Origin of the sequence: Rodentibacter trehalosifermentans (genome assembly GCF_002000545.1) — a bacterium.
In the GTDB taxonomy this organism is placed as follows: domain Bacteria; phylum Pseudomonadota; class Gammaproteobacteria; order Enterobacterales; family Pasteurellaceae; genus Rodentibacter; species Rodentibacter trehalosifermentans.
Genome location: NZ_MLHL01000006.1, coordinates 112,622 through 136,156, shown reverse-complemented (window position 1 = coordinate 136,156; position 23,535 = coordinate 112,622). Strand labels below are relative to the sequence as shown.

The following is a 23,535-nucleotide window of genomic DNA, read 5'->3' as shown; positions in this document are numbered from 1 at the left end:
GCTTATGAACAAATTGACAAAAATCAGTGCAACCGCATTACTTGCGTTATTCTTAACAGCTTGTGATAAACCGGCAGACAAAGCAGATACCGCAAAACCAGAAACCAACCAACCGGCGGAAGCACCAGCAATGACTGCTGAAGCACAAGAAAAAGCCGATTATGAAAAATTAGTCGCTTGGAATAAAGATCAAGGTGCGATGCAAACTCAAAGCCAACAAAAATTACAGCAAGAATTACAAGCTGCAATTGCAGAGAAAGATGAAAACAAAGCTAAAGCAGCGGTGGAAGAATTTAATAAATCTGTTCAAGGCAGTATTGCGAGCCTAGATGCCCTTGATGTGAAATCTGATTTAATCGGCAATGCGAAGAACAAAACAAAAGAAGTATTAACCCTTGCAAGTGAATTATTAGTTGCTCAAGCAAACGTGAAAACGGAAGAAGATCAAAAAGCTTACGCTGAGAAAGCAATGCAATTACAAGTTGAAATACAATCTTTAGCGGAACTGGATGCACAAATTAAAGCTAAATTTAACCCAGCTCCGGTTCAACCTGCAACAGAGCAACCTACACAAGCTCCGGCTGCAAAATAATTCATTCATCAGACAGAAAAAGCGGTCAATTTGACTGCTTTTTTATAATCCTATCCTTCCCTTTATTCTGTCGGCAAACATTCCGATACTCACCGCAAAATAATTGGATTTATTCCAATCTAAAAGGGTGCGGAAATTATTGGAGACTAAAAATGCTCTTCCAACCTGTTTATCCGGTTGGACAAGCCAAAGATCCGCATTGGAAAGTGCGGTCAATTTTTCTTGCTCTTGCGCACTGAACCCCAACGGCATCACCCCTTGTGCTTGCCACTCACGCAAAGAACGGGCTTTATGTTTCTCAATACCGGAAAGGGCCAAATCAAGCGGTTGGTTCAAGGTGACTTCAATTCCCCACGGCAATTTATCGTCCCAACCAACGGTATGCAAATAGTTGGCAATAGAGGCAAAGGCATCAAATTGGTTTGTCCAAATATCTTTCACCCCATCGCCATTTCCATCAGCGGCATAATTTAAGAAAGCACTTGGCATAAATTGGGTTTGTCCCATAGCACCGGCCCAAGAGCCCAACATTTTAGTGCGTTGAATATGATCACGATCCAGCATTTTCATCGCATTAACAAATTCTTTGCTAAACAAGGCTTCACGTCTGCCGTCAAAGGCGAGAGTGGCGAGGGCTGATAACACATCATAACGTCCTTGATAATACCCGAAACTGCTTTCCATACCCCATAACGCAAGAATATATTCTTGTTGCACACCATAACGTTGACTTGCCCGTTGCAAAGGCACTTGCACTTCCCAATAACGATCTTCTGCCACATTCACTTTATTATTGGTGAGAACTTTATTGAGGTAATTGGTTGTACCATTTGGGTTTAATACCGGCGGTTGGTTTGGATCACGTTTGACAATTCTGCCCGCCTGAGCCCGGTCTAATGCCACCGCTTTTTCTACATAACGGATATTATTTTGTGCATTCAAAGTGGCAATCGAAACCCCTTCTGCTGCCGCTTTACCTTTTAAAAATTGCACATAGTCATGGAAATTATCCAATGTGCGGGGTTTGGTATAGGCTGAATTCGCGCTAATTGTCGGAATCCTATTCGATGAACTTTGGCTACTGCCTGCACAACCTGCCAGTAAACAAGATAAAAGTGCGGTTGATAATAACGAGATTTTTTTCATTTGTTTTCCTTTTTAATGTTATTTTCTTAAGAATTGATTATAGGCTGCTTTGAGCAATGAAGTCGGCAACAAACGGGAAGCCGAACGCAATATAAAAATCAACATTCCTGCTCCAAAACCTTGTATGCCCAAACGGTATTTGAGTTTGAATAACCGCCATTCCGCTTTCGCCTGATTCAAACCACGACGACGTCCGACCATTCCGTTACCGACCCGAGCATAAACCAAAATATCCGGTAAATTTGCCACTGCTTGACCTTGTGCCACCAGTTTAATCCATAAATAATAATCTTCCTGCAGATCTTCATACCCTCCACAATTTATCACCGCCGCTTTCTGATACGCCACCGTCATATGATTAAAAGGGCAACGTTTTTGGGTAAATTTCACAATATCTGCCGCATCGGTTGGGACATAGCGATAAGCAACAATATCATTCACATTCTCACCAAACTCGGCAATTTGTCCGCCAAAGATAATGGTGTCAGGGTGCTGTTCAATAAATGCCAGCTGTTTGGCAAAACGTTCCGACACGCAAATATCATCCGTATCCATACGGAAAACCCAAGGGTGAGTACAATGTTTCAGCCCCTCATTTAAGGCATTTCCCAAGCCTTGATTTTGCGGTAATTTCACTAATTTTAACGGTAACCGGGTTGCAAACTCTGCCACCACCGCTTTTAATTCTTCGGTAACCGCACCGTCAAATACCAACACAATTTCGTCTGCCGGATGGGTTTGCGCCACGAGGCTTTCAAAACATTCGCGTAAAAATTGTGGATTTTCCTTAATATATAAAGACATTAAAACTGAAAATTTCATGATGCCTCTTTCTATGACATAAAGCGTTTCAAATTCAGTGCCAGCTTCGGTGAAATCAGCACCACCAGCGCTATCACAAGTTGTTTAATACTTTTGGTTTGTTTAAAAATATCAAAATAATAATATGCCGCTTTGCGTGATAAATTCATGATATGCGGATAGGACAAAATATAGCTGGCATTGATATTAAAATTGCGAGCCTGCTGTGCAGTTTCCACATAATGTTCACGAATATAATCAATGGCTTTTTCCGTATTATGGGTATCCGTTGAAACACTGGAACGTTGAGTATGGAAGGTGCAATAAGTCAAAGCTTCCTCTAATTTATAGGGTTTAAAACTCGGATCTTTAACTAATTTTAATAAAAAATCATAGTCTTCTAAGGAACGAAGTGCGGTCGATAATCCGCCTATTTTTAGAAAAAGCTCTTTCTTAATCGCCACCATCGGCATACCGCCAATTTTATTAGCCAGTAAAATGCGTTCCACACTAATTTCTTGCGGTGAAATTGGGTGGGTCACATAGCTGAAACCTTCATTTACCATTTCGCATTTTGCCGGGTGATAAATAAAATTGATATCAGGATATTGGTTAATCACCTCTGCCAATTGCTCGCATTTATTCTCAGCAAAGCGATCATCATCATCTAAAAATAGCAACCATGGTGCTGTTGCCGCACGAGCACCAATATTTCGGCTTTCCGCCGCCCCTTGATTGGTTTCATTACGGATCACCTTAATTTTAAAAGGATAGGTATCATCCACCACCACCGGTTCTTTTGAGTGGTCATCCACAATCACCACTTCAAAATCTTTATAGGTTTGCTGTGCTAAACTTGCCAACAAAGCGGGAATTTCCGATTTTCGATTGTAAGACGGCACAATAATACTAAACATATTTTCCCTCATTCTGTGCGAAGAAAATGCGTTGTTTGCCGTGCGTGCCAAATAATGACAAAAACATCAGCATCACAAACATAATCCCCGGAAACGCAAAGGTATCGGCTTTAATATGACAAACGGTAAGGATCACAAAGGCGGAAAGAACAAATTTCCAGCTGCCATCAAACCAATTTAATGCCACTTTGCGGACAAAATAAAAGGTGACAAAAAAACAAACCAGTATATATTCTATCCCACCATATAGAATTTGGCGTAAGAAGCCGGAGTCTGTATTGCCATAATAACGCCCGGTTTCTAACTGCCCGGTCATATACAGACCATCCCCGCTGATAAACTGTTTTAAGGTTGGGATAAATAAATGATTTTTAACGAGGGTATCCGTAGAGGAACTCACAAAACCGGCACCATGTAATAAATTAATCACCGGTTCTAAGGCATGACCCACATAAGGATTTTTCGGTATAAAATAAGCCAACCCCAACACTAAGAGCAAAAATGCCACCAATGAAGGTACATATCGCCATTTAAAATAGACCGCAATACTCACCACAGAAAGCAATAAAAAAGTTCTGCCGGAAATCAACCCGATGCAAAGCATCAAAAAGACCAAAATACTCGGTATATTGTTATGTTTTGCGTTATAGGCCAATAAAAAGTGGAACAGCATTAAGTAAAATAAGCTCAGTTGGAAAAAGGCAGTCGCAGTGATGTTATACAGGCGATATTCTTGTTCCGAGCCATAAAACCGTGCAGGTAAGATCGCATTGGTTGAAAGTAAAAATTCCACCAAAAAAGAAACACCAAGCAAAGCCAATAGACCGAATACAAACTGCACGCCCACCCCAATTTGCAAATCCCACACAAGCCGTTGTTGCCCGTTGGGTAGCCGATAAAAAGCGTTATAAACCCCAATACCGAAAAGAAATAATATTAGTGATTTCACATACATGATAATCACAGAAAAATCCTTTGTGCCATTTATCAACAAAGGGACTGCACTTAATAAAATAAGCCCTAACAACACGGCTAAACTGTCTATTGGCACCACAATCCCTTGTTTGTTTTGCTTTTTCACTGTGCGATAAATTAACAGGGCAAAGGCAACAATCCCCACTACAACAGACATACGCACAACATGGAAAAACCAGGGATCGTAAAGATAGAAAAGATTAAAAAGTGCGGTCATTTATTTTCCTAAATTTTTCTGAATCGCCATCATTTTTTTCAACGGATATTTCACCAATTTTTTCGCAAGATTATTGGCCTCAGCGCCTCGAATTGCCTCAAGATTACTCACTAATTGAGGATTTTCGATCACCATTAATGGGCGAACCACTTGGTTTGGCAAGCCAAATTGGGTTTCAAACCACCAAAAATCATCAGCAAGCCAAAAAGGTTTTCCTTGTTCAAGTTGTTTTAGAAAAACACGGGCTGCAGATTTTTTAATTAAATACCCCACCGTACCGGCAAAATAGCTTTTATAAGGATAGGCATAAGCCACGCCTCCCGCTTGATGACATAAAAATGAAAGGGTTGTCGGATAATTAATTTCCAACTCAACATCATTAAATTGAGCAATTTTGGATTGCCCAATAAGCACAATCGGCATGGTATGAGGTTGGCTTAAAAGTGCGGTCAAATTCTGCTGAAAATTAGGCGCAAACAAGGCATCATCTTCGCATACCAAGGCATAATCATCCTCAGCTACTGCCATATCTTCCACAATCAAACGATACACCGCAAGATGACTAAGCGTACAACCGATTTCACCTTTGGTGACTTTACGCCCGTAACGCTGCTCAAATTGTACCAAATCAAACTGTTGAGCCAATTCGTCCCATTCCCGTTGCATGGTGTTAATAGCAGAGAAGACAGAAAAATCTGCGGTATCGGGTTGTGCGAAGAAAAGCACACGACGCTGTTCATCTTTATCTAAGGAAATCAAATATTTATTCATTATTTTCTCGATTTAAAATTCTATCGTCTATTTGATCGTTCAAATGGGAAATAGTTGCATAAAAGATTGCTGATTATACTAAAGAAATCTATAATTCCCCACCAATTTTAAGGCGTTCATCAATCACAATGTCAAACAAAACCATTGCTAAAAATACCTTATTTCTCTATATCCGTATGCTCTTCAATATGGGGGCAATGCTATATATTTCACGGGTGGTATTGCAGGTTTTAGGCGTAGAAGATTTTGGTATTTATAACATTGTGATGGGTGTGGTGATTTTGTTTTCCTTTTTTAACGGAACCATGACGGCGACCACACAACGTTTTATTAATGTAGAAAAAGCCGCCAATGATGCAAGCCGCATCAATATGATTTTTAATATCAGCCTGTTAAATCATCTTTTTATTATGTTGGTGGTAACGGTGTTGGCGGAAACCGTGGGGCTCTGGTTTTTAAACCATAAACTGAATATTCCAACAGAAAGAAGAGACGCTGCCAATATCGTCTATCAAATTGCCCTTCTCATTGCCTTAATTGAAATCATTAAAGTGCCTTTTAATGCGATGATTGTCGCCCATGAGCGAATGGCATTTTATGCATGGCTTGGCTTAAGTGAAACCCTATTCAAACTCACCGCTATTTTTATTTTAATGCAGATAGAGCAATACGATAAACTCATCAGTTATAGCCTATTATTATTGGCTGTCAGCCTACTGGTCTTTTTGCTTTATTTTAATTTTACCCGCCGTACTTTTTACCCGGAAACCCGTTTTCATTTCCATAAAGATTTAAGTAAAACAAAGGAAATGGCAAGTTTTTCCGGTTGGATGTTACTTGGACAAACCGCTTATGTCGCCTCTACACAAGGCTTAAATATGGTGATCAACCTGTTTTTTGGTGTTACCGTCAATGCCGCAGTGGGGATCGCCACGCAAGTGGATACCGCCATTTATAGCTTTGTGAATAACTTTCAAGTGGCGTTTAACCCACAACTGGTGCAATCTTATGCGGCAAAAGAGGAAGAACGTAACAAAAGTCTCATTCTCGGTACATCAAAATATTCCTTTTATCTGATTGCGATTTTATCTGCCCCGGTGCTTTATTTCACCCACCCATTACTCACCTTTTGGCTGGGCGAGCAATTGCCCCAATATGTGGAACCCTTGGTGCAGACCACTTTGCTTTGCTCATTGATAAGCGCAATGGCTGGCTCTTTTTGGATGACAGCACTGGCTATCGGCACAAACAAAATTAAACAATATAATATCGTGATTGCGATGATTGATCTTTGCACCGTACCGCTTGCTTACTTTTTATTTACTTTGGGTTATAGCCCGATTTATGCCTTTATTGGGCGGTTTTCTACCGCACTTTCTATGCAAATTTATCGCTTTTACTTTATTAATAAAAAAATTCGGTTTAACCGCAAAGAATTCGTCACTTATTTGTGCCACATCAGCCTTATCTTCAGCCTACTATTAGGGCTGGTTTATTTTTCAAACCCTAAGCAGACCTATACATTCTTTGAATTTATCGGTGAAGCCGTATTATTGGAAATAGTGCTGGTGAGCGTGATTTTGTTATTTGGGCTAAATCGAGCGGAAAAAAACTTCCTCTTTGGCTATATTTTGAAAAAGGTAAAAAAATGAATACAACATTAATTTCTCTAAAGCAACAACTCGCCCCTCTTGCGGATTTAATTAAAGATAAAAACGATGTGTTTTATTTTGATTACCCGCTACATTTGAATGTAGGGGATTTATTGATCTATCACGGAACGGAGCAGTTTTTTAAGGATCACCATATTAATGTGACCTTAAGACGTTGCGAGTTTGATTTGGATATTAATGAGGTCAGACAAAAGATCACTCCGAACACCACCATTTTGCTGCACGGTGGGGGCAACTTTGGCGATCTCTATCCACAACATCAAAAAATTCGTGAAGCGATGGTGCAACATTTTCCCAATAATCGCATTATTGTGTTGCCACAAACCCTGTATTTTAAGGATCAAAAAAATCTCGAAAAATCAGCCGCACTTTTTAATCAACATACCGATTGCCACCTGCTAGCCCGTGATGAACGCACAGCAGAAGCCTTCAAACCATTTTCCCAAAATATCGCCTTATCACCGGATATGGCACACCAACTCTACGGCACCTTGCCGACAAAACAAGGCAACACAGGCGAACAGCTTTATTTTTTACGCAAAGATATTGAAGCAAGTGAAGTGGAAAAAAATATCCTCGCCACCCTACCGATAAATGCCAATGTGAAAGATTGGGAGGATATTCTCACCCGATTAGACAGTATCGTTTTGGCTCTCAGTTGGCGTGTGAGTAAATTTGCCAACCAACGAAATTGGAGCTGGCTGAAAAATGGTTTCCATCAATTTTGGTTTTCTTATACCAAAGGTATCGTAAAACGGGTGGCTCGCGTGTTTTTACAACATGATCAGGTGATCACCACCAGATTACACGGTCATATTTTCTCCTGCTTACTGGAAATACCAAACCGAGTGTGTGACAACGCTTATGGTAAAAATTCCGGCTATGCCAATTTATGGACGAAAAATATCGACTTTGTGGAAATTGATAAAAAATGATGGAACTCAAAAAGCTCATCACCGCCATGATACTCCCGCCATTTAATAGTTTAATTTTATGGCTCTTGGCATTAGTTTTAGCCCGGTTTAATTTCAAAAAATTAAGCCGAATTTCCACCGCACTTGGGATTGCGATGCTTTATCTATTTAGTATTCCCTTTACCGCTCAAACCTTAAAGGATAGCTTGGTGACAGAAGATCATTTCACACTCAATGACTACAAAAATGCCCAAGCTATTGTGTTATTAGGCGGAGGATTACGAGACAGTAAAGAGCTTTATGCGCCGTTTGCTTCCAGCGCAATTCAACTTGAACGGCTACGTTATGCGGCCTATTTACAAAAAGAAACGGGCTTACCGCTTCTCATCAGTGGAAGAAGCCCGACCGGTGCTATCGAAGCGAAGGTGGCAGCAGAAGAATTACAGCAATTCTTTCATGTGCCGACCACATGGATTGAGCCTCAGGCCTTAACCACTAAAGAAAATGCACGATTTACCAAACAAATCTTAGAAAAAGAAGGGATTAACAACATTATTCTTGTTACCAATGAATGGCATATGCAACGGGCCAAATTGCTTTTCCAACAACAGGGATTTAACGTCTTCCCCGCCGGTGTGGGCGAAGGTATCACACCAAAGGAATACGGCTTAACGCTTATGCATTTCATTCCACAAGGCGGAGCAATGGCGAAAAATATGCAACTGTTGAAAGAATGGATTGGTTATTGGAAAGAGAAATAATCTCATTGGCACAAGCAAAATGCTTGCGCCGGTAGGTTTGGTTGCTGAAAAGAAAAGTACCAAAAAAATTACCGCACTTTTCCCTATTCACTCATCACAAATTGTTCCCGTAATTGGTGAAGTTGATCTCGAATTGCAGCGGCTTTTTCAAATTCCAGATCCTGCGCGAATTTATACATTTGCTGTTCCAGTTTTTTGACTTGTTGCTGATATTCCTTCGCATTTTTCGGGGCATTATAAAGTGCGGTCGGTTCTGCCACAGTTTTGGCTCGTGATTTACCTTTCCCTTTATTTGTCACACCCTGACCAATATCCAACAACTCGCCCACTTTTTTGTTTAACGCTTGCGGAACAATGCCTTTTTGTTCATTGTATTTCATTTGTTTTTCACGGCGGCGATTGGTTTCCGTGATGGCTTTTTCCATGGATTTGGTGATGCTGTCGGCATATAAAATCGCTTTTCCTTTCAAATTACGCGCCGCCCGCCCAATAGTTTGAATCAGCGAACGTTCGGAACGCAGGAAACCTTCTTTATCGGCATCTAAAATAGCCACGAGGGAAACTTCGGGAATATCTAACCCTTCACGCAATAAGTTGATACCAACCAACACATCAAATTCCCCTAAACGTAAATCACGAATGATCTCCACCCGTTCTACGGTGTCAATATCCGAATGGAGATAACGCACCCGAATGCCGTGTTCGTCCAGATAATCGGTGAGGTCTTCTGCCATTTTTTTGGTGAGGGTTGTCACTAAAACACGCTCATTGTTTTCTGCCCTTTGTCGGGCTTCGGAAAGCAAATCATCCACCTGAATCGCAACCGGACGAATTTCAATTTCCGGATCAAGCAAGCCTGTAGGGCGAACCACTTGATCGATAATTTCATCACCGGATTTTTCTAATTCATAAGGCCCCGGTGTGGCAGAAACATAAATAGTTTGTGGCGCAAGGCGTTCAAACTCTTCAAAACGCAACGGACGGTTATCTAACGCGGAAGGCAAACGGAAACCATACTCCACTAAGGTTTCTTTACGAGAGCGGTCGCCACGGTACATTCCCCCAATTTGCGGAACCGTCACATGAGATTCATCAATAATCAAAATGGCATCAGAAGGCATATAGTCAAACAAGGTCGGCGGCGGCTCGCCCTCATTTCTGCCGGAAAGATAGCGTGAGTAATTTTCAATGCCCGAGCAATAGCCCAATTCATTCATCATTTCAATATCAAACATAGTGCGTTGACTGATGCGTTGTTCTTCCAACAATTTATTTTCTTTGATGAAATATTCACGGCGTTGTACGAGCTCGGCTTTAATTTTTTCAATTGCATCTAAAATGCGTTCCCGAGGGGTGACATAGTGGGTTTTCGGATAGACCGTGTAACGAGGTACCGTGCCTAAATGATGCCCGGTCAGCGGATCAAATAAACTCAGTCGTTCAATTTCATCATCAAATAATTCGATACGAATGGCAATATCATCAGATTCCGCCGGAAAAATATCAATAATCTCACCCCGCACACGAAATGTTCCCCGTTGGAAGGCTTGGTCATTACGGGTGTATTGTAATTCTGCCAATTTTGCCAAAATTTGGCGTTGATTAATAATCGCCCCCTGTTGCAAATGCAACATCATTTTTAAATAGCTATCCGGATCACCCAAACCGTAAATGGCAGAAACAGAAGCCACCACAATCGTATCACGACGTTCTAAAAAGGATTTGGTCGCTGAAAGACGCATTTGCTCAATTTGATCGTTAATGGAGGCATCTTTTTCAATAAAAGTATCACTGCTTGGCACATAGGCTTCGGGTTGGTAATAATCATAATAAGAAACGAAATATTCCACGGCATTTTCCGGAAAAAAGGCCTTCATTTCGGCATAAAGCTGGGCGGCAAGGGTTTTATTGGGGGCAAGCAACATCGCCGGACGATTTAATTTTGCAATAACGTTGGCGATGGTGAAAGTTTTCCCTGAACCTGTCACTCCAAGTAGGGTTTGATGGGCAAGCCCATCTTCTAAATTTTCAGCAAGTTTTTCAATCGCTTGGGGCTGATCGCCGGAAGGTTTAAAATCGGAATGAAGAATAAAAGGTTTACTGTTAATTTTTTCTGCCATAAAAGTGCGGTTAAAATTGAATGCGTTTTTATTGGCGGCATTCTAACATATTTCTTACGCCATATAGAGTGAAAAAGGCAAGTTTTACACAGTGTTAGCGATGTCAAGAGAAAAACCTTATAAAATCGAAAATTTTTTTTAAACTTTTTACTGGACTTTATCTAACCAATTGATAAATAAAGAAATGTTATTTTACAATCAATTTTTACCGGATTCGCTATAACCCCAGTATTTATCAGTATTTCAAGATCTTATTTTGTTTTAATCCACAAAGTTATCCACAGCCTTTGTGGATAGAAAAATGCCGCAATTTTTTTTAAATTTTTTTATTTTGACCTGTTGACAAGGGGAAGTGGGATCATTAAAATGCGCGCCGATTCATTGTGATACAGAATTATTCCTCCTTAGTTCAGTCGGTAGAACGGTGGACTGTTAATCCATATGTCGCTGGTTCAAGTCCAGCAGGAGGAGCCAATTCCTCTTTTGGTTTAGTTTTCGTTTGTCTCCTTTTACGAATCCTAAATTAGCAACCAAAAGATTTTGAGCCCGTCGTGTTGATGGGCTTTATTTTTATCTGGTTATTTTCCAAATAACACCGCTCCTCCATTCACTTCAAGGGTTGTAGCATAAAGCAAACTAACCGCAAAAAACAGCATTATACCACCCACAATAATTTTCACTGCTCGACCGCTATATCGGTTTAAGGCTTTCACGTCATACCATCTTCCAATCCGAATTGCTGATTTTTTTGCATAACGCACAAGCATTGCAAAGCAAGCTAACATCAGCCCTGTCCCAAAAGACATCGCAAGGGTCGCAAAAATTCCCCAAAAAAAGAGCTCCATCATATAAGCCAAAAAAAGAACAAAAATCGCGCCCGTACAAGGGCGTAAACCAATGCTCATTATCACTAAAAATTGACTTTTCCAGGTATCGGCTTGCTTTAATTGAAGGACATTCGGTAAATGTTGATGCCCACAGCCACAATCCTCTTTAAAAGTGCGGTTGATTTTGACCGCACTTTGTAACGCTACAGGGCGAGGATTAATGGATTTAATGCGAAAAGCCATCGGCTTGCGAATGCCTTGATAAATCCAATAGCCGCCTAACCCCATCAATAAAATCAATGCGCTGCGTTCCAGCCATACTTGGCTTAATTTGAAATATTGAGAGGAAAGATTGAGAATCACCACAACAAGAGAGGTCGCCGTAATTGCCACGATACCTTGCATAAAAGAAGATAATAGGCTTAGTTTCACACTTTGTTTCAATTTACTTTCGTGCGTAGACAAATAACTTGCAATAATAAATTTTCCATGTCCTGGCCCGACTGCGTGTAATACGCCGTAAAGAAAACTCACACCGATTAATAATATGCCTGCTGAAACGGAATCTTGCTGAATCTCGTGGAGATTGTCAGAAATTAATTGATTAAACAACTGCTGCCAAATCACGACTTTCACAAAAAGCCAAGGGAAAAACCAAAAGATCGCTACAAAAGCTAAAATGAAGGCGACAAGCCATTTAAAGGGAAAAACCGATTTCATCATTTTACTCACACTGAATTTTGATTTTTTGAGCAAACATCACTCCTAAAGAATCATCTTCGTCTTTCTTCGTTTTATCTAAAGAGGCGGCGTAAGATTGTATTTTTTCATCCACATTCGGCGCCGCAATGCTTCCCTGACAATTTGCCGGAAGTGCGGAAAAATCCATCGCACGTTGACCTTCGGGATAATACATAGAAACGTAATAAGTGCGATCATAGGTCATCAATGTCAATTCATTATCTTGCAACGGCTGTGGGTGAGAGAGAAAGAAATCGAAATAATACTGAACACGCATACCTTTCGTTTTCACCCCATAATTTTTCGCCTGCTTTTTATATTTGATTTTATTATTATTTTTATCAAAAAAATAACTGAAATAATGTTCGTTTACCACATTATTCATCACTTCATCAATCAATTTTTGCTGTTCTGCCTCTTCCCTTGCCAGTTTCATATCGTACAAAACGGCTGAAGAACTGGGCTCATCCAACGTCCATTTCATCGAAAATCCGACTAATTGGTTTTGTTCAACCAATACCTTGCTTTCCATCTCAATAAAAGCATGAGGATGCGCCAATACCGTACCGGCATAAAATAAAGGAAATAGGAATAGCTTTTTCACATTGTGCTCCCAATTAAAAATTCTCAGCATTCTAGCATAGACAAAAAGATTCTAAAAAAACGCTTATTTTATAAACAAACCTGAGTAAATCACCTAAATTTATTGATATAAATCAATAAATAATAAGATTGGATTTTATTTAAAGAGGAATTTTCTGTATCATTCGCTCCGTCAAGTGATTGCTTGATATTCATAAAGTTCCTAAATAAAATAATCATAAATATAGCTAAACTACTTTCCTACCACCCGTTTCGGGTGGTTTTTTTTATTTATTTTTTGGAAAAAAAAGGGTTATTGAATATCAAAAAATAACATTCAATAACCCTATCACAAAGAAAAAATATAACTTTGATTTTTTCTTTAAAAACCTTGATTACTTTTTATTTCCAAAAAATTTAGAGGTTAAAGCCACGCCTGCCACCGCAGCCAACCCCAGTAATGCCCCGCCCAAACTGTTACTCGTTGGATTATCCGAACGAGCATTTGAGCCATATTCCTGCTCCCGAACACAAGCAATAATTTTATATTCCGGTCTGAGAGAATTTTTTGTACGAAACTGATTTTTCGCATCACTCATATTTCTTGCTATCAAACGTTCACTACTCACCGAATTATTGTTTCTAGTGTTTTTATAAGTAATTTTGAAATAATATTCTTTAGACATAAAAACTCCTTAATTTAATTTATTAATTAACCATTGTCTGTTATTCATTAAGAATTGTTCTAAGGTATTAACACTGACAAAAAAACGAACAGGCATAGGAAGAAAATTATAAATAAAACCCGCTATCCTAATAATATTTTCATCATTTTGTAATGCCGAAGCTGTGAGTGACAATCCACTATCTTTTAACTTCGCAATAATGCCATCACTATTATTTTGTAAGAAACTAATTAGACTACTCTGAGTATCTTGATTTCCTGCATTAATAGAAATATCACCAGTATTAAACTGATCTTCCTCTATCGGCTCACCAAGATACCTAGGTTCAGGCGATCCATCATCATTAATCCGAGTACCAATATAACGAGATTTCACCAATTGTTGAGAGATTAACCCCGGTTGCACAAAAGTATTGACGCTATTATTCGGCTCAATCTCTATTAAGGCTTGTTGCTGTGCTTTTTGTTTTTGCTCTTCTTCAAATTTACGTTTTTCTTCTTCCAAAATTAATTGTTTACGAATTTCCAAACGTAGCTGTTCTTCATCAAATTGTGCTTGTTCTTTTTGAGTTTGCTCTACAATTTCTTCCTCTACCTTAACGTCCTCTTCAATATTTTCAGCTTGGAGTTGTTCAACAACTTCTGTTAAATATTTTTTTAAAAGTTTAATGTCATTAGCCCTAGCTTGAGTAAAGTTCAAATGCCACCACTCATTTTCTTCTCCTTTATATTTAAAATAAATATCGTGAGAAAGTGTGCCAGGTTCAACGTCAATAGCGTTAATGTCAGATATTGAACCATATCCGGAACCATTATTATCCCAATAAAAGAAACGTTTATTTGTGAATACTAAACCACGTTTTGCAGATCCAAATACCGTATCATCCGTTAATAATAAAATATCATCCGCTTCTACATTCTCATCTGCAACATAGCTTTCTAATGCTCCTCGTAATTTCTGTCTGGGAATATAGGGTTTAAGATAAAGTTTAAGAGCAGAAAATTTAGGGGATGGGGGAAGGTTTTTATTTTTCATTTAAAATAACTCCATTATCCTCTAAGTATGAAATAAAGCTAAGTATTCCATATATAAATCTTTTCATTTCTTGATATACATAGTATTCTGATACACCTTTTAAGAAAATTGGATAGTAAGACACCATTGCTTTTTTATCCTCTCGCCAAGAAATAGAAAAACCAAGTTTAGATTTAGCATTAAAATTATTAATTAACTCTAATTCAATATCAGGTATCTTTATAATTGCACCAAATACTACTGCAGTATTTTCTTGATTTATTGAGACCAAAATCCCACTTTCTTCTATCTGATTTATCTTAAGAAGATAATCACTTTCATCTTTTTCAAATCTAACGTCAAGTTCTTTTTCTACTTTTGATAAAATAGAGGTAATGTCTTTAATATTTATGGTAAATTCAGTATCTTTAATCATAACAACCTCTCAGCATTTTATTTACCCCAACATAAATTATTTAGTAAATTCAATTTCATTTTCAGACTCTTGTAATTTTTCTACAAATTTTTCTTCACATTTAGGATAATATTCTTCTAAAAATTCTATTGAATGAACTAAACACATCTCAAGACTATATTTCAAATAATCTTCTGATACCCCAAAAGAAACCAAAAATCCTTGATACAAATATAACCCCAAGTCATCTTCATCTAGATGTACGGGAAGCAGCAAACCATTAGTGCTATTCCAACCGTTAACAAATTCAAAAAGGGATTTATTATCATTCTTTATCATATTTGAAATAAAATAATCATTCGAACTGTAGACTCGGGTAGTAAAAAACACACAATCAAGTTTACTTATGCCAATACAAAATGAAGCTCCATAACTATATGACCTATAATACTTATCGCATACAAAAGCATTTTCTTCATCAGAAAAACTAAAGCTTAAATCATATCTCTCCCTAAAATATCTTAATATAGGAAAGAGAACTCCCCTATGAATTTTATATTTACCTATTTTATTAGACATGAAATTTTACCTTTTATTTTAAATTAATTGTAAGTTTAAATCTTATGGATAATTTGCATTTGTTGATGTATAAGCAACAAATATTTTATTAACTGGGTCAATTAACGTATATTTATTTCTATTATTCTTAATAAGAAAATTTAGCCTTTCTCTTAGTTCTTGTTCATCCGGAAATTTTTGATAATGAGCTAAATAACTAAGAATATATTGTAAATCCACACCGGAATAGGGTTCTCCCATAGGAATGCAATCCTTTTCCTTATTAAAATTTTCTTCAATACACTGAATAATCAGAGCATTAATTTCCGCCATGTTACTCCTGCTAAAAAACCTAAAATCTTCCGTATTCTAAAAAAAAAAAACGATAGTCAAGCCTTTTTTTGACAAGGTTTTGAAAAAATTTTGATGATTGAACTGCTTGCAGGCAAAGGCTATATTTCCCCCGCAAATTCAAGTAAAATTGACCGCACTTTTCACTTATAAAACAAGAGGCGTTATGTCATCACAATTTGTTTATACCATGCTCCGTGTCGGGAAGGTTGTGCCTCCGAAACGGCATATTTTGAAAAATATTTCTTTGAGTTTTTTCCCGGGGGCGAAAATCGGGGTGCTTGGCTTAAATGGGGCTGGGAAATCTACCCTACTTCGCATTATGGCGGGGATTGATAAAGAGATTGAGGGAGAAGCCCGTCCACAGCCGGGGATTAAAATTGGCTATCTGCCACAAGAGCCTAAACTTGAGCCACAGCAAACGGTGCGTGAAGCGGTGGAAGAAGCGGTGTCTGAAGTGAAAAATGCCCTAACTCGTCTTGATGAGGTTTACGCACTTTATGCCGATCCTGATGCGGATTTTGATAAACTTGCGGCAGAGCAAGCGGAATTGGAAGCGATTATTCAGGCGCAAGACGGACATAATTTAGACAATCAATTAGAACGAGCCGCCGATGCGCTACGCTTGCCTGATTGGGATGCTAAAATTGAGCATTTATCCGGGGGAGAACGCCGCCGTGTGGCACTTTGTCGCCTCTTGTTAGAAAAACCGGATATGTTGTTGTTAGACGAGCCAACCAACCACTTGGATGCAGAATCCGTGGCGTGGTTAGAGCGTTTTCTCCATGATTACGAAGGCACTGTGGTAGCGATTACCCATGACCGTTATTTCTTAGATAACGTTGCCGGTTGGATTTTAGAGCTTGACCGTGGTGAGGGTATCCCTTGGGAAGGGAACTATTCTTCTTGGTTAGAACAAAAAGAAAAACGCCTTGCCCAAGAGCAGGCAGCAGAATCTGCCCGTCAAAAATCCATTGAGAAAGAGTTGGAATGGGTTCGCCAAAATCCGAAAGGCCGCCAAGCGAAAAGCAAAGCACGTATGGCACGTTTTGAAGAACTCAATTCCGGCGAATATCAAAAACGCAATGAAACCAACGAACTCTTTATTCCACCAGGTCCACGCTTAGGTGATAAAGTGATCGAAGTGCAAAACCTCACGAAATCCTATGGTGATCGCACCTTGATTGATAACCTTTCATTCTCTATTCCTAAGGGAGCGATTGTGGGGATTATCGGGGCAAACGGGGCAGGTAAATCCACTCTATTCCGTATGCTTTCAGGGCAAGAAAAACCGGACAGTGGCTCGATCACTATGGGGGAAAGCGTTGTACTGGCTTCGGTGGATCAATTCCGTGATGCGATGGATGATAAGAAAACCGTCTGGGAAGAAGTGTCAAATGGGCAGGATATTCTTACCATTGGTAACTTTGAAATTCCAAGCCGTGCCTATGTGGGACGTTTCAACTTCAAAGGGGTTGATCAACAAAAACGGGTGGGCGAACTTTCCGGTGGTGAACGTGGGCGTTTACATTTAGCCAAACTCTTGCAAGCCGGGGGGAATGTTCTCTTACTGGATGAACCGACCAATGATCTCGATGTAGAAACCTTGCGTGCATTAGAAAATGCAATTTTGGAATTCCCGGGCTGTGCCATGGTGATTTCCCACGACCGTTGGTTCTTAGACCGTATTGCAACTCATATTTTAGACTATGGTGATGAAGGTAAAGTCACCTTCTACGAAGGTAACTTCTCCGACTATGAAGAGTGGAAAAAGAAAACCTTTGGTGCTGAAGCCTTACAGCCGCATCGTATGAAATATAAGCGTATTGCGAAGTAACCTTTATTAACTTGGTGGAAAAAACCACCAAGTTCTTTCATTCATAAAAAGGAAAATATGATGAAACACATTAATAGACCCCAACCTTTTGTTCTTAGTGCAACTAATTTTGGCACACTTATCGTTAATCATCTTGATCGTCAAACCAACCTTGCCGGGCATACATATGGTGTAGGTTATCAATTTTTATCTACCGGGTCTTTCGATCCTAAAGAAATTCGAAATGTATTAGCCTTACTGAATTTACGTCGCAAATATTTTGGAGATAATGTCGTGGCTTTGGATTGCGGTGCCAATATTGGTGCTCATACCATTCCTTGGAGCATAGAAATGACCGGATGGGGAGAAGTTATCGCTATTGAAGCCCAAGAGCGTATTTATTATGCGCTTGCAGGTAACATTGCATTGAATAACTGTTTTAATGCCAAAGCAATTTATTCAGCAATCGGCAATCCCGTTGCCAGCCAGCCAGCCAGCCAGCCAGCCAATGATAGACATACCGATTGTTGACTACAATACTCCCTCTTCCTTTGGTAGCTTAGAGCTACGTCAAAATACAAATAACGAATTTATCGGTCAACCTATCGATTATCAAAAAACGCAAAAAATCCCTCTTATCTCTGTTGATTCTCTCCAGCTTAAACGCTTAGATTTCCTAAAAATTGATGTCGAAGGAATGGAGTTAGAAACATTAACCGGAGGGCTAAGAACCATTAAACAACATTTACCAATACTATCTGTTGAAGTCCTAAAATCCGGACATCAAGGAATTGTTGATCTACTTTCACCTTTAGGCTATCAATTTTTTCCTATGGATATTAATATCTTAGCAATTCACAATGATGACCCGACACTGAAACATATTTCTTCATCATCACAATAAAATTTTAAATATTAAAAAGAAAGTAACTTCTATATAATAGTGCTTTATCTTAAGTAGCATTACGCTACTCATTATTTATTGGAGTGATTATGTTAATTTCCTTACATGTGTTCTGTGCATTTTTAAGTTTAGGGCTTTTGATCGTTCGTGGAGGAATGCAATTAGGTGGGAAAGATTGGCGAGCCATAAAATTATTAAAAATTTTACCGCACTTGACTGATACCCTTTTAATAATAAGTGGTTTAACGATATTTTTCCTCTTGCCTTTTGAATTAGAAACTTGGCTTATCACGAAACTTTGTCTGTTGATTTTATACGTTGTTTTTTCAGCAAAATTCTTCAGCAAAAAAGTAACAAAAGCCAATCCAATGTTTTTATTACTTGCTTTGGCAAGCTTTATTGGGGCAATTCTTGTTGCCTACATTCATTAAATACCGATAAAAAATCCATCCATCGTTCTGTCCCCAAAAAGTTAGACTAATTTAATTCAAGGACTGTGTCCTGTATTCCAAGGCTAGTCCTTTAAGTTTTACCATAAATATATGGGGTCATAAAGGAAGAATATTTTTAGGCTAACGCCAAGTGGCGAAAAATCCCCTTCCTCCCCCGCTGAATTTACGTTCAAAATTGGCGTTTTTTCAGTTAAATTTCAGGTCTGAAATAGTGCTAACTCTTTGAAGTAAAAGGGATCATCTAAGAGACAGAATAGTGATCTTAACTGTAAGAATTACAAGTTTTTACAGTGTTTTACACTTAAAAGAGATCGTAAAATAAAACGAAATTTCAATAACACTATGATTTATAAACAGTTTATTTATTTTCCGTGAGAATTTTTAGAAAAATTAATTTCAGTTAAAAACTAGACTGGCGGTTATCGCCACTTACAAAATATAGGAAATTAGACCATGAAAAACAAACCGCCACTTTACCGCCAGTTTGTATTAGATGGTGGGTCGTGAAGGATTCGAACCTTCGACCAACGGATTAAAAGTCCGCTGCTCTACCGACTGAGCTAACGACCCAAATGTAGGATTTTAAAGGAGTTTTTTACAAAATTAAGATTTTATAAAATGGTGCCCGAAGCCAGACTTGAACTGGCACGCCTCGAAAGGCGAGGGATTTTAAATCCTTTATGCTATTTTCTTAAAAAATACCGCACAGACTCATCATCAAATTTGCACGATGAAAATAAAAAAGATCGATTAGCAGTAAAACAACACTACTAACAGATCCAATTCTACACTTTTTATACTGCTTGTAAAGCCTTTATTCTAGTATACCAAATCTACTGTGTATAACTCCATTACTTACAACATCATCAAAACTTATTTGAGTTTTTGACATTCATAAGGCATTTTCTCATCAAATTAATAGCTGAATGAAACTACATATAATTATAAAACATTCCCTATAATCAAATAATTTTTTATTTAAATCGATATAAATGAACGACTGATAAAACTCTATCTTATTCGTTTATATGAATACATTATTACGCTATTCAAACCTAGTGTTTTGTCTTGACTACTAACTTCCTATTTTTAAACATAGAATCGATTTTCATAATGCGTTTGTAAAAAAAGTGTGAAATAAATCACATTTTTGCAACATTTAAATTGACTATTAGGAAAACTTAGATACCCTATTCTAGGTATTTAAAAAATATCCATTTGCCACTTAATTTGAGGGGGATAACCATGAAAGATGTATCCGAGATCAATAAAACTCTTTTCTCTTTTTCTTCAGAAGAAGAATTAATTAAAGAAAATCAAGATATTATATTTAATATAAATAAAGAAAGTGAATACGATTTTTCAGACAAGGTTTCTTTTCTACCACTTTCTAGATTAAATTCTTTACAAGAAAGAAAGGATTGTTCCGATATTATTTCTCAAGTTATTAATACAGGTAACTTCACTAGTGGACCATTTATTAATGAAATAGAGAAATTTCTTAGAAATTTTTATTATGCTGATTCTTGTATCGCTACAAGCAGTGGCACAGATGCTATTAAGATAGCATTAAAAGCTTTGGGAATAACCCATGGTGATGAGGTTATCCTTCCGCTTAATTCTTTTGCTGCTACAGAAAATGCGGTTATGGCTATAGGTGCAACCCCAGTTTTTGCTAATATTGACTCCTCCTATAATATGATTCCTGATGAAATTAATCGATTAGTTACTTGTAAAACTAAAGCTGTGCTCCCTGTATGCCTATATGGTTCAACCTACCATTTACATGAAATATATAAAGTTTCTAAAGAATCAAGTTTGCCCATTGTTATTGATGCGGCACAATGTTTCGGTATAAAAGACATTATAAATTACGGTGATTTCATAGCTCTTAGTTTCAATCCTTTTAAAAATATAGGTACTTTTGGAAAATCTGGAGCTATTATTACCCGTAATTCTGAGTTATCTAAATTAGCACGTCAATATTCCTATCATGGTTTTCTTGAAGGTAAGAAAAATATTAAAGCTCAAAATTGGGGATTTAATAGCCGAATGGATAACTTACAAGCTGCAACTCTGCAATGTAAATTTAAACATTTTGAAAAAAATGCAATGAAACGCTGTTTACTCGCAGCTAGATACATTTTTTTACTAGAGGAGCTTAAGGATAAAGTACTTCCTCCTAAAGAATTAATAAGCAATACTTGGCACCTTTTCCCTATCTTGCTTAAAGAACAAAATAGAGAATCGTTAATCCAATTTGCTCAATCCAAGAATGTAGAATTGGATATTTATTACCCTGTTCTATCCCATCTTGGAAAGCATCCGTTTTCTGAAAATTACTTTAATAAGGAACAGTTTAGTCTATCTGAGGATATCCATTCAAAACTAGTGCATATCCCTCTCCATAATCATATGTCAATTGAAGAACAAAATATTGTAATTGAGGTGCTATATGACTTTATCCAAAAGTAATTTACCATTAGAGTTTCCACAACCAACTAAAATCAATACGTTAGTTTGTTGCGATTTAGATGAAACATATATTCCATATTCAATAGAAAATAAGAAGAACGGTGGTATAAAAGATTTAGAAAAATTTATGCTTGAAAAAGGGCATAAGAAAGGAATTTTTATTGGCTGGATAACAGGTACAAATCTCAGCTCAGCTTTAAGAAAAGCAAATAATTATATTTCATATAGCCCACACTTTTTATGTTGTAGCCTAGGCACAGAGTTTTATTGGATTAAAAATGGGAAATTAATACCATCAGAGTCTTGGAAAGATAGAATTATTAAATCAGGTTTTTCTCACGAAAATGTTAATATTATTTTAGAAAAAATTTCTAAAAAAGGAGTCTTACTTCAAAAACAACCTGATGATTATCAAGGCCCATACAAAATTAGTTTCTATTATTATATTCAAAAAGGAATGGAAGATGATTTTAATTGGATAAGAGATCTTGCAGAAAAATATCATATTCGAGTTGTTTTTACAAAATGCAATCCCGCAGCAGGAGATCCAGAGGACTGCTACGATGTTGAATTTATTCCTACTTGTTGTGGAAAAGATCAAGCTATTTTGTTTTTAAAAGACGAATTAAGTCTAGCTAAGGAGAATATATTAGCATTTGGTGATAGTGCAAATGATTTCCCTATGTTTGCAAATTCAGGTAAGGGCTATTTGGTTTCTAATGCAGACAAAGTGGCCATTGATACTTATGGCAGCAGTCTTAATCGCCCTTATTGTTATGGTATTCTTGATATTCTTAAGGAGCTTGGCAAATGATTATAGGTATTATTGGATGTGGAGGAATAGCTCATGCCCATGTATTAGCAATTTCTCAAATAAAACAAATTAAGGGGCTAGCCTTTTATGATATAAATAGAAATAATATGCTTAACCTAAAGAAAATAGCGACTTTACCTGTTACATTATGTGAAAATATCGAACAACTAGCTAAGGCTAGTAATGCTTTTGTAATTTGCACTCCCAATAATCTACATTTTTCTCTTGCAAAGGAGGTTTTACATTACAATAGAATTCCACTACTTTGTGAGAAACCTTTATCAACTAACTTTGAGTTAGCCAGTAAATTAGTAGAGATCTCTCCTCCCAAAAGTATTGTTTCTTTTAATTATAGATATAATCGTATTGTTAAAAAAATTTTGTTCTTAAAAGATTCAAAAAAGTTAGGTAAATTAGTATTTTTTTCTGCTGATTTTAATAAAAATTCTGCTTTAACACGCAACTATCTTACTTGGAGAGATTCGGAGCAACAAAATAAAAGTAGTGGGGCTTTAGGAGATCTTTCATGTCATCTCATAGATTTATTTCATATCTTTAGTGAAAGCAAAACTGATATTAATCAGTTGAAAGTAGTCAAAGGAACCAGGGTTAAAACTAAGGAAGGGGGATATGTGGAGGTAGATGATAATGGATATATATTTGGTTCCTCCGTTAATAATGCTTTTTTTCGACTCCATGCAAGTAAATCGGAAACAGTAGACTCTCTAGGTCTGCATCTTAATTTAATTTTTGAAAAAGGCGAGATAAGATATTCTACTCGTAATATAAATACAATCTATCTATTTAAATTTGATAAGAAAGAAGTTGTAGAGATTTTATTAAGTGAAAAAAGAATAATCTCAGATCCTCCAAAAGAACTACCTTTTTGGGCCGATTCATTCATATACCTATACCGTGATTGGTGTCAACTATTAAAGAATTCAGAATGTAGTAAACTAGTTCCTAAAATTACGGAAGGGCTATATATACAAAAAATAATTGAAGAGTTTTGA

Annotated in this window: 24 protein-coding genes and 2 tRNA genes; 12 read left to right on the top strand and 14 right to left on the bottom strand. The window is 37.6% G+C overall.

Translation table 11 applies throughout. The features are described from left to right. Positions 1-4 precede the first annotated feature (4 nt). Entirely contained in the window at positions 5-592 is a 588-nt protein-coding gene (locus BKK52_RS01500; RefSeq protein ID WP_077477659.1) for a lipoprotein HlpB, read from the top strand. 42 nt (positions 593-634) lie between these two features. On the opposite strand, the gene BKK52_RS01495 is transcribed toward BKK52_RS01500, so the two are convergent. Genes BKK52_RS01495 through BKK52_RS01475 form a run of 5 tightly spaced genes read right to left on the bottom strand, consistent with a single transcriptional unit; the run spans position 635 to position 5,419 of the window. Then, on the bottom strand, positions 635-1,738 hold the full coding sequence (locus BKK52_RS01495) for a lytic murein transglycosylase (RefSeq protein WP_077477657.1): 1,104 nt from the start codon (positions 1,736-1,738) through the stop codon (positions 635-637). An 18-nt stretch (positions 1,739-1,756) separates the two neighbouring features. Further along, the gene (locus BKK52_RS01490) at positions 1,757-2,560 is read right to left on the bottom strand and encodes a glycosyltransferase family 2 protein (RefSeq protein ID WP_077477655.1); all 804 of its coding nucleotides are present in this window, start codon (positions 2,558-2,560) and stop codon (positions 1,757-1,759) included. Between the two features lie 11 nt (positions 2,561-2,571). Beyond that, positions 2,572-3,456 (bottom strand): glycosyltransferase family 2 protein, encoded by an 885-nt coding sequence (locus BKK52_RS01485; RefSeq protein WP_077477653.1) that lies wholly within the window; start codon positions 3,454-3,456, stop codon positions 2,572-2,574. Then, a complete protein-coding gene (locus tag BKK52_RS01480) occupies positions 3,449-4,648 on the bottom strand; it encodes a hypothetical protein (RefSeq protein ID WP_077477651.1) in 1,200 nt (399 codons plus the stop codon). Before BKK52_RS01480 ends, BKK52_RS01485 begins: the two co-directional genes overlap by 8 nt. Further along, positions 4,649-5,419, bottom strand: coding sequence for a glycosyltransferase family 25 protein (locus BKK52_RS01475; protein ID WP_077477649.1), 771 nt, complete (start codon positions 5,417-5,419; stop codon positions 4,649-4,651). Positions 5,420-5,547: 128 nt separating this feature from the next. Here BKK52_RS01475 and BKK52_RS01470 point away from each other — a divergent pair, with 128 nt between their 5' ends. From BKK52_RS01470 to BKK52_RS01460, 3 genes are read left to right on the top strand one after another with little or no spacing between them, the layout of a single operon-like run. Beyond that, positions 5,548-7,071 (top strand): MATE family efflux transporter, encoded by a 1,524-nt coding sequence (locus BKK52_RS01470; protein ID WP_077477648.1) that lies wholly within the window; start codon positions 5,548-5,550, stop codon positions 7,069-7,071. Continuing rightward, positions 7,068-8,027 carry a polysaccharide pyruvyl transferase family protein gene (locus BKK52_RS01465; RefSeq protein WP_077477647.1) on the top strand — a complete coding sequence of 320 codons (960 nt, stop codon included), beginning with the start codon at positions 7,068-7,070 and terminating at the stop codon, positions 8,025-8,027. Before BKK52_RS01470 ends, BKK52_RS01465 begins: the two co-directional genes overlap by 4 nt. Beyond that, positions 8,024-8,767, top strand: coding sequence for a YdcF family protein (locus tag BKK52_RS01460; RefSeq protein WP_077421632.1), 744 nt, complete (start codon positions 8,024-8,026; stop codon positions 8,765-8,767). The genes BKK52_RS01465 and BKK52_RS01460 overlap by 4 nt, the downstream gene beginning before the upstream one ends. 83 nt (positions 8,768-8,850) lie before the next feature. Here BKK52_RS01460 and uvrB read toward each other — a convergent pair whose 3' ends face one another. Beyond that, the gene (uvrB, locus tag BKK52_RS01455) at positions 8,851-10,887 is read right to left on the bottom strand and encodes an excinuclease ABC subunit UvrB (RefSeq protein ID WP_077421633.1); all 2,037 of its coding nucleotides are present in this window, start codon (positions 10,885-10,887) and stop codon (positions 8,851-8,853) included. Positions 10,888-11,285: 398 nt separating this feature from the next. Between uvrB and BKK52_RS01450 the strand changes: the two genes are divergently transcribed. Next, positions 11,286-11,361 (top strand) — tRNA-Asn (locus tag BKK52_RS01450). Positions 11,362-11,465: 104 nt separating this feature from the next. On the opposite strand, the gene zevB is transcribed toward BKK52_RS01450, so the two are convergent. From zevB to BKK52_RS01415, 7 genes are all read right to left on the bottom strand, one after another. Further along, on the bottom strand, positions 11,466-12,434 hold the full coding sequence (gene zevB, locus BKK52_RS01445; RefSeq protein ID WP_077421637.1) for a zinc transporter permease subunit ZevB: 969 nt from the start codon (positions 12,432-12,434) through the stop codon (positions 11,466-11,468). Positions 12,435-12,438: 4 nt separating this feature from the next. After that, on the bottom strand, positions 12,439-13,089 hold the full coding sequence (gene zevA / locus BKK52_RS01440; protein ID WP_077474351.1) for a zinc transporter binding subunit ZevA: 651 nt from the start codon (positions 13,087-13,089) through the stop codon (positions 12,439-12,441). Between the two features lie 343 nt (positions 13,090-13,432). Continuing rightward, positions 13,433-13,723: a hypothetical protein gene (locus BKK52_RS01435; protein ID WP_077477645.1), complete on the bottom strand. Its 291-nt coding sequence runs from the start codon at positions 13,721-13,723 to the stop codon at positions 13,433-13,435. A 9-nt stretch (positions 13,724-13,732) separates the two neighbouring features. Next, positions 13,733-14,758, bottom strand: a complete 1,026-nt coding sequence (locus BKK52_RS01430) for a cell envelope integrity TolA family protein (protein WP_077477644.1) — start codon at positions 14,756-14,758, stop codon at positions 13,733-13,735. After that, positions 14,748-15,173: a hypothetical protein gene (locus BKK52_RS01425; RefSeq protein WP_077477642.1), complete on the bottom strand. Its 426-nt coding sequence runs from the start codon at positions 15,171-15,173 to the stop codon at positions 14,748-14,750. The genes BKK52_RS01430 and BKK52_RS01425 overlap by 11 nt, the downstream gene beginning before the upstream one ends. A gap of 36 nt (positions 15,174-15,209) precedes the next feature. Next, on the bottom strand, positions 15,210-15,731 hold the full coding sequence (locus tag BKK52_RS01420; protein ID WP_077474804.1) for a hypothetical protein: 522 nt from the start codon (positions 15,729-15,731) through the stop codon (positions 15,210-15,212). Between the two features lie 42 nt (positions 15,732-15,773). Further along, complete coding sequence (locus BKK52_RS01415) at positions 15,774-16,043, bottom strand: hypothetical protein (protein ID WP_077477640.1); 270 nt, start codon at positions 16,041-16,043, stop codon at positions 15,774-15,776. Between the two features lie 184 nt (positions 16,044-16,227). Between BKK52_RS01415 and ettA the strand changes: the two genes are divergently transcribed. From ettA to BKK52_RS01400, 4 genes are all read left to right on the top strand, one after another. Further along, positions 16,228-17,898 carry an energy-dependent translational throttle protein EttA gene (gene ettA, locus BKK52_RS01410; RefSeq protein ID WP_077417908.1) on the top strand — a complete coding sequence of 557 codons (1,671 nt, stop codon included), beginning with the start codon at positions 16,228-16,230 and terminating at the stop codon, positions 17,896-17,898. A gap of 57 nt (positions 17,899-17,955) precedes the next feature. Continuing rightward, positions 17,956-18,408: a class I SAM-dependent methyltransferase gene (locus BKK52_RS13745; protein ID WP_208606136.1), complete on the top strand. Its 453-nt coding sequence runs from the start codon at positions 17,956-17,958 to the stop codon at positions 18,406-18,408. Further along, positions 18,320-18,781, top strand: coding sequence for an FkbM family methyltransferase (locus BKK52_RS13740; protein ID WP_208606135.1), 462 nt, complete (start codon positions 18,320-18,322; stop codon positions 18,779-18,781). Before BKK52_RS13745 ends, BKK52_RS13740 begins: the two co-directional genes overlap by 89 nt. Before the next feature lie 89 nt (positions 18,782-18,870). Then, positions 18,871-19,212 carry a SirB2 family protein gene (locus tag BKK52_RS01400; RefSeq protein ID WP_077474807.1) on the top strand — a complete coding sequence of 114 codons (342 nt, stop codon included), beginning with the start codon at positions 18,871-18,873 and terminating at the stop codon, positions 19,210-19,212. 515 nt (positions 19,213-19,727) lie between these two features. On the opposite strand, the gene BKK52_RS01395 is transcribed toward BKK52_RS01400, so the two are convergent. Further along, positions 19,728-19,803 (bottom strand) — tRNA-Lys (locus tag BKK52_RS01395). A gap of 675 nt (positions 19,804-20,478) precedes the next feature. Between BKK52_RS01395 and BKK52_RS01390 the strand changes: the two genes are divergently transcribed. Genes BKK52_RS01390 through BKK52_RS01380 form a run of 3 tightly spaced genes read left to right on the top strand, consistent with a single transcriptional unit; the run spans position 20,479 to position 23,535 of the window. After that, positions 20,479-21,708, top strand: a complete 1,230-nt coding sequence (locus tag BKK52_RS01390; RefSeq protein ID WP_077474808.1) for a DegT/DnrJ/EryC1/StrS aminotransferase family protein — start codon at positions 20,479-20,481, stop codon at positions 21,706-21,708. Next, positions 21,689-22,522, top strand: a complete 834-nt coding sequence (locus BKK52_RS01385; RefSeq protein ID WP_077474809.1) for an HAD-IIB family hydrolase — start codon at positions 21,689-21,691, stop codon at positions 22,520-22,522. The genes BKK52_RS01390 and BKK52_RS01385 overlap by 20 nt, the downstream gene beginning before the upstream one ends. Beyond that, a complete protein-coding gene (locus BKK52_RS01380; RefSeq protein WP_077474810.1) occupies positions 22,519-23,535 on the top strand; it encodes a Gfo/Idh/MocA family protein in 1,017 nt (338 codons plus the stop codon). The genes BKK52_RS01385 and BKK52_RS01380 overlap by 4 nt, the downstream gene beginning before the upstream one ends.